This is a genomic window from Domibacillus indicus, from assembly GCF_000970685.1.
Lineage (GTDB): Bacteria > Bacillota > Bacilli > Bacillales > Domibacillaceae > Domibacillus > Domibacillus indicus.
On the sequence record NZ_LAJB01000011.1, the window covers coordinates 1 to 12680 of the forward strand.

Genomic DNA, 12680 nt, shown 5'->3' on the forward strand with positions numbered 1-12680 from the left:
CCCGTCCGCCGCTGACATCAGGGAGCAAGCTCCCATCTGTCCGCTCGACTTGCATGTATTAGGCACGCCGCCAGCGTTCGTCCTGAGCCAGGATCAAACTCTCCAAAAAGTGTTTGACTTGCTCATTTGTTTCTACTTGAAGTACGGGGTGTATTTCAAATAGAAGTAAAAAAATAAAACGTTGACGTTTTTATTGATTTTGTTCAGTTTTCAATGTTCAATTAGTTGGAGCGGGTGATGGGAATCGAACCCACGACATCAGCTTGGAAGGCTGAGGTTTTACCATTAAACTACACCCGCATAGGTTATAAAGATCGGGAAGACAGGATTCGAACCTGCGACCCCTTGGTCCCAAACCAAGTGCTCTACCAAGCTGAGCTACTTCCCGGACTTGAACAGAATGTTCCGGCTTCTATACTGGTCCATAATGCACCGGCATTTAAAAGAATCTTTTAAGAACCCTGTTTGAATTATATGATGGCGCGCCCGAGAGGACTCGAACCTCTAACCGCTTGATTCGTAGTCAAGTACTCTATCCAATTGAGCTACGGGCGCTTATTTTATTGGTGCGGCCGAGAGGACTTGAACCTCCACGGGGTTGCCCCCACTAGGCCCTCAACCTAGCGCGTCTGCCATTCCGCCACGACCGCATAAAAGCGTTCCGCACACCAAATTGCCGTTCGCCAACAAATAATAATTTTATACGAACACTCTCATATTGTCAACACTTTTTGTGTTCCTAATAAATGGTGAGCCATGAAGGACTCGAACCTTCGACCCTCTGATTAAAAGTCAGATGCTCTACCGACTGAGCTAATGGCTCAAAATGGCTGGGCTAGAAGGATTCGAACCTTCGCGTGACGGAGTCAAAGTCCGTTGCCTTACCGCTTGGCTATAGCCCAATGTGTTTTAAGAAAATGGCGGTCCGGACGGGACTCGAACCCGCGACCTCCTGCGTGACAGGCAGGCATTCTAACCAGCTGAACTACCGGACCATTTTAATAAAATAACAATAAAGAAGGGAAACCGGTGAAGCCGGCTTCCCGACGATGACCCCTACGGGATTCGAACCCGTGTTACCGCCGTGAAAGGGCGGTGTCTTAACCGCTTGACCAAGGGGCCGAAAATTAAATCTGGCGGAGAAGGAGGGATTTGAACCCTCGCGCCGGTTACCCGACCTACACCCTTAGCAGGGGCGCCTCTTCAGCCTCTTGAGTACTTCCCCAGATGGCTCCGCAGGCAAGACTCGAACTTGCGACCGATCGGTTAACAGCCGATTGCTCTACCACTGAGCTACTGCGGAATAACAATGTCATCTTATCGACACTTAGTATTATAAATGATTAACCTCATTATAGTCAATAATTTTTTTCGAAAAACTTCTTGATAAATTTTTAAAAACAAAGACAGGCGGTGCTGTTTTCTGTCAAAATCCTTTGTTGTTTTTCTCACAAAGAGTTTTGATAAAAAAAGCTGCTCAATTAAAATATCAATTGAGACAGCCATTGTCAATAGGTTATTTTATCATTTCTCTCAAAATACCCCGGCAGGCGCCGCATACATATTTTGCTGTATTTATGCGCCGATACCTTTTGTATTTTAAGCCGCATGAAGAACATTCATAATGAACAACTGTCCTCTGCTGTGTTCTTCGTCCAGGAAGCGTCTGACAGTGGCGGGGTGCGCCGGTTTTTTTTAACAGCATTTTGAAATCTTCATCTCCATGCTTGTACCCTTTTCCCTGTAAATGCAAATGGTAATGGCATAATTCATGTTTTAAAATGCCAGTTAACTCTTCTTCTCCGTATGCTTCAATATATTTTTCATTTACTTCAATATTGTGAGAGTGGAGCATATAGCGGCCTCCCGTTGTGCGAAGCCGCTTATTTATATATGCTTTATGCAGAAAAGGCCGTCCAAAAAATTGCAGTGACAGTTCCTCCGTCAGCTTTTGAATCATCTCATCGGTGAATATCATTTCGCCCCGTCTTTAACCATCGTTAGAGAAATCCTGCCTTTATCCGCTTCTACCGACTCTACCCAGACAGTTACAATGTCGCCAACAGATACAACATCAAATGGGTTTTTCACAAACCCTTTTTTGAGTTTTGAAATATGAACCAGCCCATCCTGTTTTACACCAATGTCAACAAATGCTCCGAAATCGGTTATGTTTCGAACAGTGCCCTGCATCTCCATACCTCTTTGCAGGTCCTCCATTTTAAGGACATCTGTTTTCAAAAGCGGTGCTGGCATTTCATCACGCGGATCACGGCCTGGTCTTTGAAGAGAATCAACAATATCTTTCAGGGTCGGCACTCCTATATCGAGTGTTTTGGCCATTTGCTCTATATTCAGGGACTCAAGAGCTTCAGCAAGCTTTTCAGAGCCAAGATCTGTTTTTTTAAACCCTAAAGATGCCAGCAAAGCTGTTACCTCTTTATAATTTTCGGGATGAATTGACGTTCGATCGAGAGGCTCTTCACCGTCTGTAATGCGAAGAAAGCCGATACATTGTTCGAATGTTTTCCCGCCGAGCCTCGGCACTTTTTTGATAACGGACCGTTTTAGAAATTTCCCATTCTCCTCACGAAATTGAACAATGTTCCTGGCGACTGTTTTATTTAAACCGGCTACATGCTCAAGGAGTGATGGCGAAGCGGTATTTACATCTACCCCAACCTGATTCACTGCTGTTTCAACGACAAACGCAAGAGAGCTGGACAGCTTCTTTTGGGAAACATCATGCTGATACTGGCCGACTCCTATGGACTGAGGGTCAATTTTCACCAATTCCGCAAGCGGGTCTTGAATGCGGCGGCCGATGGATACTGCACTTCGCTCTTCTACTTGAAGGTGGGGAAACTCTTCGCGCGCGATATCTGAAGCTGAATACACACTGGCTCCCGCCTCATTCACAATAATGTAGGAGACCTTCCTCTTGAGTTCCGGCAGCATTTCAACAACAAACTGCTCCGTCTCTCGTGAGGCTGTACCATTTCCAATTGCGATAATATCCGCTTCAAACTCATCCGCCATCTGCTTAAACAATTTCTTTGCTTCTTTTCGTTTTCCTTCCCCCGTGTGCGGATACATCACCTTAATTGCCAGTACCTTCCCTGTTTCATTCACCACCGCCATCTTACAGCCTGTCCGGTATGCCGGATCAACTGCCAGCACGATCTTCCCTTTTAATGGCGCCTGAAGAAGCAGGTTTTTTAAGTTTTCAGAGAAAATGTGAATCGCGCGCTCTTCGGCTTTCTCTGTTAATTCATTTCGAACTTCACGTTCTACTGAAGGACGAATAAGCCGTTTGTAAGCGTCCCGGGCAGCATCTAGAATGATTGGCGCCGCCGCGCTTTGCTCGTTTTCAATAAACTTTTTTGTTAAGTAGCGAATAACCCGTTCCTCATCGAATATGATGGTTACTTTTAAAACTCCTTCGCTTTCTCCGCGGTTGACAGCCAGCGTTCTATGAGGGGCCATTTTATTCACCGGCTCCTCATAATCATAATACATTTTGAATACTTCTTTTTCATCGTCACCCTTTAAATCGGTTTTTAGAGTTCCGTATTTCGTCATATCAAGCCGGATACGCTGCCGGACAGCTGCGTCATCGGCAATGGTCTCGGCAATAATGTCAGATGCACCTTGAACCGCTTCTTCTATGGTTTTCACCTGATCATTAATATATTTCTTTGCTTCCTGCTCAATATCAGCCTGTCCTGGACATGACAACAGCCACTTTGCCAGCGGCTCAAGTCCTTTTTCTTTGGCCACCGACGCTTTCGTTCGTTTTTTCTGTTTAAATGGCCGATATAAATCTTCTACCGCCTGCAGTGTTTGAGCTGCTTGAATGGCCGCTTCAAGTTCAGGTGTCATCTTTTCTTGTTCTGTAATAGAGCGGCTGACTTCTTCTTTACGCTGCTCTACATTTGTACGGTATGTATACCTCTCTAAAATCGTCCGTATTTCGACTTCATCTAAAGAACCAGTCATTTCTTTGCGGTAGCGGGCAATAAAAGGAATAGTATTCCCTTCTTCTGTCAACTGTATAACAGCCTGTACTTGTTTCATATCACTGTTTGTGTCCGCTGCTGTTGCTTTGATTAATTGTTCCTTCATGTTCGTGCCTCCGCTTCCTTCATTCGAATACGTATATTGTAGCAAAAAAAGAAAAAACCCGCTGATTCACAGCAGGTTTCCAACTAAAAATGTTGCATCGTCATTTGATTTTAAAGCAACCGCATCCAGTTTGGCTGCAATTTGTTCCGTGTTTCGGTAACGCATAAGCTCTTTTGTATTGAGCAAGTTTACTCCGTCCGAGTGAACAAGAAATTTACTTCCTGGTTCGTATATAAATCGTTCCATTCTATATCGCTGCGGCCGTCCGGATAAATAGCCGGTAACTGGCAGGGGATAAGTAAGTTTCCCATCCGGACCGTATAAATAAAAGCGGATATTGCCCACGCACGTATACTCAAATCTACGTGTTTCAAAATCAATTTTAAACAGGGCAACCGCCGCACCCCTCTTTTGAAACATTGCTTTGTTGATTAAATCCATCATGCCTTCGATTGTCTCCGCCTGCCATTCCCGCTTTACAATCTCCGCTGCCGCCTGAGATGATTCGTAAGCATGGCGGCCGCTTCCAAGTCCATCTGCAAGCAAACAAATAAATGAATTTTCTTCCTGCATAAAGTAGTATGTATCACCACAAAAAGAATTTCCGCCCTTTGAATGCGTGCCTGCAATTAATTCCAGCTGTTCGTTTTGTATTCTCTCCATTAAGAAAGATGCTCCGTTGAATACGCCTCTGCATGAATCGCTTCTTTTAATTTTTTGATTGCTCTTCGCTGCAGCCTTGAGACGTGCATTTGTGAAATACCAAGCTTGTCTCCCGCATCTTTCTGGCTTAAGTTTTCAAGATACGTAAATTGGATGATTTGTTTTTCACGGTCAGATAAAACATGAAGCACTTTCTCGAGAACAAGACGCTGGTCCACGCGTTCGTATCCCTGTTCGCGGTTACCTACGATGTCTAAAAGCGTTACCGTACTTCCATCCGAGTCGGCCTCGATGGAGTGGTCTACGGAAAGCGCCTGGTAGCTTTTGCCCATCTCCATTGCTTCAAGTACTTCTTCTTCAGAAATATCAAGATATTGGGCAATTTCATGTACAAGGGGAGAACGCTGAAGTGAAGTGGTTAATTCTTCATTTGCAGCTTTAATTTTCGGTCCAAGTTCTTTTATGCGCCTCGGGACGTGCACACTCCATGTTTTGTCACGAAGAAATCGTTTAATCTCGCCGACAATCGTCGGAATCGCAAATGCTTCAAAGCTTTTACCGAAAGAATCATCATATCTCCGGATAGCGCCCAGCAAGCCCATCATCCCTACCTGTACGATATCTTCATGGTGCGAACGGCCTTTTGAGTACTTTCGGGCGATGGATTCTACAAGCCCATGATAGTGATCGACCAGCTTGTCCTGCGCTTCTCTATCACCGGTTTCCTGAAACGCTTTGATCCATTTGATCGCTTGAAGCTTTGCAGCCTCATTAGGTCGAGATGGTTTCTGCATCCCTCTCCACCTGCTCTCCTTCGAGATACTTTGTCATAAACAGAGTGATCCCTTTATTTTGATGCACTTTCACTTCGTCCATCAATGTTTCAATCAAATAAAGGCCCAGCCCTCCTTCACGAAGGAATTCGACGGATTTTTCTGTGTAAGGACCCAGAGCTTCTTTTGTTTCTTCAAAATCAAAGCTGTTGCCGTTGTCCGATACAACGACCTCAAGATGGTCTTGATGAAGGCTGAAACCAATCAGCACTTCCCCTTCTTCTCCTTTGTAGGCATGCTGAACCGCGTTGGTGATCGCTTCACTCGTTGCAATTTTCAGATCCTCAATCGTATCATAAGAAAAACCCATGCGGCTCGCAATACCGGACAGCGTCAGTCTTGTAATACCGACAAATTCAGGCTTGGCCGGGATTTTCATCTCGATGTAATCAGCATACTTCATTCTTACACGCCACCTTCTGATCCAGAGTTAATGTTCATGATGTCTGCAAGGCCTGTAATATCGAAAAGACGCTTCAAGCGGTCGGATAACCCAACCAGCTTCATTGTCCCGTCATTTGCGTTTAAGCTTTTGAAAAGCCCTACAAATACACCGAGACCCGTGCTGTCCATATACGATACTTCAGACAGGTCAATCACAAGATTCGTTTCTTTTTTTTCTGTATAAGGAAATGCCGTTTCACGCAATTTCGGAGCGGTGTAGGCATCAATTTCACCTGAAATTTTAATCGTTGTCTGTTGCTCCTGTTCCTGTACATCAATCGAAATATTCATCTCAAACAAACCACCTTTAGCATATTAATCGCTTCACTAATTCAATATCTTACTTTTACCCTTCTTCTGTACCAATTAAACCAGGTTAGGAAGTTCTTTTTAAAATAATGAGCGTAAAGTCATCTCGAAGCTGGAAGTCCTGTAAGTATTCCAATTCTTTGTACACTTTATCCGCAATATCTTGGGCACCAAGATGTATGTATTTTTTGATATAGCCGATAAGTGTTTCTACTTCCAAAAATCCCTCTTCTGTCCGACATTCTGTCACACCATCTGACATAAGCAGAATAATATCGCCTATTTTTAATTTCCGTTCATATTCCCTGTATTTTGCTCTTTTATCAACTCCGAGCAGCAGTCCTTTTGCCTGTAATTCCTCAAATTCCCCTGTTTCAGCATGATAGAAGAAACCTGGCTCATGACCGGCGGATGAATAAGAAAAAAGATGTGTTTCCGGATTATATAAGCCGCTAAACATGGTAATGAACATGGTTGGGTCGACATTCTGTTCCACAACACGATTAAGCCGTTCCAGTACGTCTCCAGGTGCCTGGCTGTCTTCCGGCATACTGTCCATCGAATATTTGATCATCGACATACAGAGAGCGGCCGGGATCCCCTTGCCGATAATATCTGCAATGGCTACACTGATTGCTCCATTTTCATGCGAAACGAAGTGGTAGTAATCACCGCTCATTTGCTTGGCCGGCACACTGATTGCTCCTATGTCCATTGAAGGGATTTTGGGAATCTGTGTTCCAAGAAGAGTCTGCTGCATGCTCGCCGCCACTTCTATTTCATTGATCAGCTCACGCTGAATCGTGCGGAGGCTCTGGTGCTCCCGATAAGCTAATCCATAACTCATCATTACTTCAAGCAAAATATCAAGCGACAGAAGAAGCGATTCTGGGAGGTCCGGCTCAATCTCCATGATAGATGTTTTATGGAGACTGATCATTTCTTCCGGCGAAATTTTATATTCGATTGACTTCTTGCTGAACTTTTGGCTCATATACAATGCTTGTTCAGTCTGGTCATTGATATAGGTTTTCAAAATTTCTTTGTATTCATCGAGCATGGTGTCTCTGAAATTCATCTTTATCCTCCTACCGGAGCCACTTCACCGACTGAATAAGCGTTCCCTTGCCAGGTTCAGATTCAATTGAAAACTCATCCATCAGTCTTTTCACCCCGGGAAGTCCAGCTCCAAGTCCACCTGAAGTAGAAAAACCATCTTCCATGACTTTTCGAAGATCCGGAATGCCCGGTCCTTGATCACGGGAAATAATGGTCATTCCTTTTTTTGCTCCATTCTCCACTTTTTCAATCGTGATTTCTCCCTGGCCCGCGTACAAGTAGATATTACGGGCTAGCTCACTGATCGCAGTCGTGATACGGGCCTGGTCCACTGTGCCAAATCCAAGCTCTTTTGCCACATTCCGGCCAAGCTGTCTCGCCGCTACGATATCCCATTCATTTATAATCTTCACACTAGAGTCCATCTTGTCAGTCCCCCAGTTCCCGTTGAAGTTTCTCCAAACCTTTTTCGAGATCCAGTGCGGTCATCACTTCCTCCAACCGGATACCAAGTTCTATAAGGGTAATCGCAACAGCAGGCTGAATACCAGTAATCACTACCTTGGCACCCATCAATTTAGACATACTGATTACGTCCCCTAATACTTTAGCAATAAATGAATCGATAAAGTCGATAGAAGTGAAATCAATAACCACTCCTCTCGCGCTTGTTTCATGGATTTTATGGAGAAGATCCTCTTGAAATTGAAGCGCCGTCTGGTCATCAAGCTCCCATTGTATTGAGATAAGCAAACAATCATGTAGTTTTAATATTGGAATCCGCATATTCATTCTTGTACCTCCACAATTTGTCTTGACGTCGCCGCTAATGCCTGCTCTACACCTTTTTTCATTGTGCTTGTTGTTGTTACGTCCTCAAGGTTAATGCCCAGGTTTACGATTGTCTGGGCAATTTCCGGACGAATACCGACAATCGTGCATTTTGCACCGACAAGACGTACCGCTTCCGCAGCCTGAATAATGTGATGTGCAACCATTGTATCAACAACCGGAACCCCGGTAATGTCAATTAAAACTACTTCCGCACGGTGGTTCACAACACCTTCAAGTAAATTTTCCATAATTTGCCTTGCTCGTTCAGTATCAATTGTACCAACAAGCGGCATAACAGAAATTTTATCAAAAACAGGAATAAGCGGTGCAGACAATTCCTGAAGAGCGATTTTTTGAAGAGAAATAGTCCGTTCCCATGAAGTTGTATAGGCTTCCGTGATCGTTCTGTACATCGGGAACATCCAGTTGTTAATTTCTGTGGTGAAATCAATGTAGCTGTACTGATCAATTGCACCTGTCTGCTGCATGCCCCGCTCGACAATTTTCCCGAAAACGCGAAGCCCTTCTGTGATCATTGTCAGAGGCCAGCCAAGACGAACAATTTTCTCTGAAAAATCGATCGCGCGCTCGTTAAATTTCTGTTCTGAATCTGAAAAGTTTGACATGACCAACTGAACAAATTCCGAGCTTGTTTTTACAAACATATGGTCTGACATGGCCTGGATAGCACGCTCATCAGCTTCACCACGCATTAATTCAATCCATTCCCTTAAAATTTCATCGCTATGAGACTGTACATATTGAAAAATCTTTTTTCGCATTCAGTTCTCTCCAATCATCGTCCCGCTCCGTATCTGCGGTTTTCGTCAAAAACGTTCATTGTTTTTATTATAAAGGTTATTGAGATAATTAAAAAGCAGTATCACTTGCCTGCCGTGAAAAATTATGGTCTGAAAGAAAAAAGCACCTGCCGATTATACGGAGGTGCACTCATTAAAATTGTATAAGACCTAAGCTGATTTGCAAAGCGTCGTCCACTTTCTCCATCATTCCCTCGTCAAGCTGCGTGATCTTATCTGTCAGGCGCTGCTTATCGATGGTTCGGATTTGTTCGAGTAAAATAACGGAGTCTCTTTCAAATCCATAGCGCTCTGCGTTAATTTCTACATGCGTTGGCAGTTTGGCTTTTTGGATTTGAGCTGTAATGGCTGCGACGATAATAGTGGGACTGAACCGATTCCCGATGTCGTTTTGAACGACAAGAACAGGCCGGACGCCGCCTTGTTCGGAGCCGACAACAGGGGACAGGTCTGCAAAATATACGTCACCACGTTTTACGATCACACGGTTTATCCTCCACTTACTAAACGTTCGACTGTGTTCCCTGCCTCAAATTCAGCTTGCATTGCTTCTGAGGCAATAGCAAGATTGATCTTGGCCATTTCCATGTAGCCACGGCGCATTGATTCTTGAATATGGCGCTTTTTCCGCTCCCGCAAATACATTTTCGTCGCACGGTAAATAAATTCACTGCGGCTGATTTCTTCCTGCTCCGCAAAACAGTCAAGTTCTATGACGAACTGCTTTGGCAAGTTTACTAACACATCTGTCGTTGTACTGGATTCAGACAAGAACTACACCTCCACCAATCACTGCACACATCTCTTTGGTTACTACTGTCTTAATTATCATACCATTCACCCGATTTGTTTGAAAGAACATTTTCGAAAAATGTTACATAACAGGAGATTTGTCTCCCATACTGCTTATAGCAGTGGATTAGCAATCGAAACTATTTCCCCATTTTTCATATAAACTCTTGGCACACGCGAAGTAATAACACATGGAACCTCATAATTAATCGTTTCTCTTTTTTGGGCAATTTCCTCCATTGTCACTTCTTCTTCTTGCTGTTTTCCAATAAGTGTTACCTTTGTTCCCGTTTTGTATTCATCCGGCAGGCGAACCATACATTGATCCATGCAAATCCGCCCTACAATCGGTGCCCGCTTTCCGTCAATAAGCACTTCCTGCCCGCTCAGCTTCCGAATCCACCCATCCGCATATCCAACTGGGAGCGTACCGATCCACTGCTTTTCCTTCGCTTCATATACAGCTCCATAGCTTACTTTCTCACCCGGCTCCAGAAGCTTCACGTGAACCAGTTTTGTATGCAGAGAAAAAGCCGGCTTCAGTTCAAATGGCAGCAGCGGTAACATTTCGGTTGAAGGGGTTAATCCATACATGGAAATACCAAGACGCACCGCGTTATATTCCGTTCCTTTTAAGCGCAGTGCGGCTGCGCTGTTTGAGCAATGAACAAACCGGGGCTTTGCCGCAAGCGAATTGACCAGCTGCCGAAAACGTTCGAGCTGCTTTTCTGTATAAGCGGTGTCCAGTTCATCTGCCGTTGCAAAATGAGTAAAGATCCCTTCAAAATTAAGATAATCAGACTGATTGATCTGGCCGATTACCCGCTGAAGCTCCTTCTCTGTTTTAAGGCCGATACGCCCCATTCCTGTATCGCATTTTATATGTATATTCAATGGCGGCCCTTCTTTAATATCCGCCTGCTTCAGCCATTCCTCATTATGAACGGTAAGAGAAATTCCCTTTTCCGCCGCCAGACAGGCATTTTCCGGCCGGCTTGCCCCCAGGACAAGAATAGGAGCATCAATTCCTGCCGCCCTCAGCTTTAAGGCTTCATCCAAAAAAGCAACAGCCAGCCCCTTTGCTCCCGCCTGAAGAGCCTCCCGGGCCACCTGCACATCTCCATGGCCGTATGCATTTGCTTTTACAACCGCAAATAAAAACATCGAATCATCCAGCTGTTCAAGTGTTTTTTGAACATTCCATTTTATTGCATCAAGATTAATTTCCGCCCATGTATCGCGGTAGAATTCCATGAATGTCACTTCCCAATTTCTTTATTGTCAGCTCGGTATCCGCACGATGCAGCAATGAAGGCATAGCGGTACGACGCCGCGCTTTACTCCGTTGTTTCTTATTCTAAACAAAAAAAAAGCGGCGGTAAACTGTACCCGCCGTCTTACTTAATAGCTTCAGGAGACATGGAAGCCGCAATCCGTTCCATTTCCCCCTGTGTCAACTGGTCGGACGCCAGCATAAATTCTACCCCGTTATACATCCAGTTCAGTGAACCATCCCCTGCTTCTCCAGCCGCAAATCCCATATCGGATAAATCGCCGGATGCCTCAACGATTTCTTCTTCGCTGGACGAAGCAGGCTGCTCAATAAGTGTAAATGGTTTTTCTCCTTCATAGGTCAGAACCACCCGGCTGCCGATCCGGCTTTCATCCGTTAACTCTGCTCCCCCGGCCGCTGTCGGGTAGAGAACAGTAAACTCTGATGGGGCCTCGCCAGCCGTTTCTTTAGCTGGTGTCTTCTTTTCATTAAAATCGCCTTTCGCAAACGTCGGATTTAAATCCATCTTTTTAAAAACAACGGTAATGACTACCTTTTTCTTTTTATCCATTACTTTTACAAGCGCAGGAGTCAGGTCTTTTTTATGAAATGAAATTTCCTGGCGGGGAAGCATCTGGCTGTTTGTGTACCTTGTTTTCGTTTCAAACACATAATATTTCTTTGTTTCCTTAAATATTGCTTCTCCATCCGCTTGAATATCAGCTGCCAGTGATTCAAATAAGTAAGACTGGCTGCTGTTTTCCGGCCAGTTGTTTTCATACTTAAAGCTTTTTCCAAGTGACGGAGTCATTACATAAATCCCCGATTTATTTTTGACAATCGTCTGGCTGTGCTTGTTTGTCACCGATGAAAGGTGAACACGGTAATTCGTGTGGCGCTGATTCCAGATATCGACGTTATAGCTCTGTTTTTCTTTCCCTGCTTGTACCTCTAAAATCGCTTTTGCTTTGTAGCCGGCGGCATTTTTGGCTTTCTCCGAAATGTCTTCTATGATATCTTCTTTTGACGGCGCTCCGCACGCAGACAATAAAAACACAACCAGCAGCAATCCCAACCATTTTTTCATGTCCGCACCCCTTCCTCATTAGCACTATATGAGGGGGCCTGTACGATTATGATTCGATGACTACAACTGCTGCTGCATAGTTCTTCGTATGGGTAATTGTCACATGAACCCCGTTTTGACGAGGCCGAATTAAAAAGGGCCTGCCTTTTTCATCGGCGCCTACTTCAATATCCTGAAACGATAAGGCTTCTCCAATACCCGTTCCGTTCGCTTTTGAAAAAGCTTCTTTTACCGCGAATCTTCCCGCTGCGTATTCCCACCTGCGCGAGCCGCTTTTTTCATGATAAAGAAGCAGTTCTGCGGGCGTCAGCACCCGTTCTAAAAATTTAGGCTGCCGTTCAATTAATTTTTGGATTCGGTCAATTTCCACAATATCCATGCCAATGCCTGTAATCACACGAGCCATCCTCTCTAAAAAAGCCGTTCCGGAATTTCCGGAA

General features: G+C 44.5%; 15 protein-coding genes, 10 tRNA genes and 1 rRNA gene. All 26 read right to left on the minus strand.

Annotated features, from left to right (window positions below):
- A 16S ribosomal RNA gene (locus tag VP98_RS12685) occupies positions 1-109 on the minus strand; the annotation flags it as partial.
- Between the two features lie 117 nt (positions 110-226).
- A tRNA-Gly gene (locus VP98_RS12690) sits at positions 227-300 on the minus strand.
- Positions 301-314: 14 nt separating this feature from the next.
- Positions 315-388, minus strand: a tRNA-Pro gene (locus tag VP98_RS12695).
- 90 nt (positions 389-478) lie between these two features.
- Positions 479-555 (minus strand) — tRNA-Arg (locus VP98_RS12700).
- A 9-nt stretch (positions 556-564) separates the two neighbouring features.
- A tRNA-Leu gene (locus VP98_RS12705) sits at positions 565-650 on the minus strand.
- 97 nt (positions 651-747) lie between these two features.
- Positions 748-823 (minus strand) — tRNA-Lys (locus VP98_RS12710).
- A 4-nt stretch (positions 824-827) separates the two neighbouring features.
- Positions 828-902: transfer RNA gene (locus tag VP98_RS12715), tRNA-Gln, on the minus strand.
- A 16-nt stretch (positions 903-918) separates the two neighbouring features.
- Positions 919-995, minus strand: a tRNA-Asp gene (locus VP98_RS12720).
- A gap of 55 nt (positions 996-1050) precedes the next feature.
- A tRNA-Glu gene (locus tag VP98_RS12725) sits at positions 1051-1122 on the minus strand.
- Positions 1123-1134: 12 nt separating this feature from the next.
- Positions 1135-1225, minus strand: a tRNA-Ser gene (locus VP98_RS12730).
- A gap of 3 nt (positions 1226-1228) precedes the next feature.
- Positions 1229-1303: transfer RNA gene (locus VP98_RS12735), tRNA-Asn, on the minus strand.
- A gap of 213 nt (positions 1304-1516) precedes the next feature.
- Entirely contained in the window at positions 1517-1978 is a 462-nt protein-coding gene (locus tag VP98_RS12745; protein WP_046175777.1) for a SprT family protein, read from the minus strand.
- The gene (locus VP98_RS12750) at positions 1975-4125 is read right to left on the minus strand and encodes a Tex family protein (RefSeq protein ID WP_046175778.1); all 2151 of its coding nucleotides are present in this window, start codon (positions 4123-4125) and stop codon (positions 1975-1977) included. Before VP98_RS12750 ends, VP98_RS12745 begins: the two co-directional genes overlap by 4 nt.
- Before the next feature lie 66 nt (positions 4126-4191).
- Positions 4192-4788, minus strand: a complete 597-nt coding sequence (locus VP98_RS12755; protein WP_046175779.1) for a PP2C family serine/threonine-protein phosphatase — start codon at positions 4786-4788, stop codon at positions 4192-4194.
- On the minus strand, positions 4788-5582 hold the full coding sequence (sigB, locus tag VP98_RS12760) for an RNA polymerase sigma factor SigB (protein ID WP_046175780.1): 795 nt from the start codon (positions 5580-5582) through the stop codon (positions 4788-4790). The genes VP98_RS12755 and sigB overlap by 1 nt, the downstream gene beginning before the upstream one ends.
- Positions 5560-6024, minus strand: a complete 465-nt coding sequence (rsbW, locus tag VP98_RS12765) for an anti-sigma B factor RsbW (RefSeq protein WP_046175781.1) — start codon at positions 6022-6024, stop codon at positions 5560-5562. Before rsbW ends, sigB begins: the two co-directional genes overlap by 23 nt.
- Positions 6025-6026: 2 nt before the next feature.
- Entirely contained in the window at positions 6027-6356 is a 330-nt protein-coding gene (locus tag VP98_RS12770) for an anti-sigma factor antagonist (protein ID WP_046175782.1), read from the minus strand.
- Between the two features lie 85 nt (positions 6357-6441).
- Positions 6442-7452 carry a PP2C family protein-serine/threonine phosphatase gene (locus VP98_RS12775; RefSeq protein ID WP_046175783.1) on the minus strand — a complete coding sequence of 337 codons (1011 nt, stop codon included), beginning with the start codon at positions 7450-7452 and terminating at the stop codon, positions 6442-6444.
- A gap of 10 nt (positions 7453-7462) precedes the next feature.
- Positions 7463-7858: an anti-sigma regulatory factor gene (locus tag VP98_RS12780; protein WP_046175784.1), complete on the minus strand. Its 396-nt coding sequence runs from the start codon at positions 7856-7858 to the stop codon at positions 7463-7465.
- A gap of 4 nt (positions 7859-7862) precedes the next feature.
- Complete coding sequence (locus VP98_RS12785) at positions 7863-8225, minus strand: STAS domain-containing protein (protein ID WP_172645569.1); 363 nt, start codon at positions 8223-8225, stop codon at positions 7863-7865.
- Positions 8222-9049, minus strand: coding sequence for an RsbT co-antagonist protein RsbRA (locus tag VP98_RS12790; protein WP_046175785.1), 828 nt, complete (start codon positions 9047-9049; stop codon positions 8222-8224). The genes VP98_RS12785 and VP98_RS12790 overlap by 4 nt, the downstream gene beginning before the upstream one ends.
- 172 nt (positions 9050-9221) lie before the next feature.
- Positions 9222-9572: a type II toxin-antitoxin system PemK/MazF family toxin gene (locus tag VP98_RS12800; RefSeq protein WP_045852181.1), complete on the minus strand. Its 351-nt coding sequence runs from the start codon at positions 9570-9572 to the stop codon at positions 9222-9224.
- A 5-nt stretch (positions 9573-9577) separates the two neighbouring features.
- Positions 9578-9859, minus strand: coding sequence for a hypothetical protein (locus VP98_RS12805; RefSeq protein WP_046175787.1), 282 nt, complete (start codon positions 9857-9859; stop codon positions 9578-9580).
- 135 nt (positions 9860-9994) lie between these two features.
- Positions 9995-11134: an alanine racemase gene (gene alr / locus VP98_RS12810; protein ID WP_046175788.1), complete on the minus strand. Its 1140-nt coding sequence runs from the start codon at positions 11132-11134 to the stop codon at positions 9995-9997.
- Between the two features lie 143 nt (positions 11135-11277).
- Entirely contained in the window at positions 11278-12240 is a 963-nt protein-coding gene (locus VP98_RS12815; protein WP_046175789.1) for a LolA family protein, read from the minus strand.
- Between the two features lie 46 nt (positions 12241-12286).
- Positions 12287-12637, minus strand: a complete 351-nt coding sequence (acpS, locus tag VP98_RS12820; RefSeq protein ID WP_046175790.1) for a holo-ACP synthase — start codon at positions 12635-12637, stop codon at positions 12287-12289.
- Between the last annotated feature and the right edge of the window lie 43 nt (positions 12638-12680).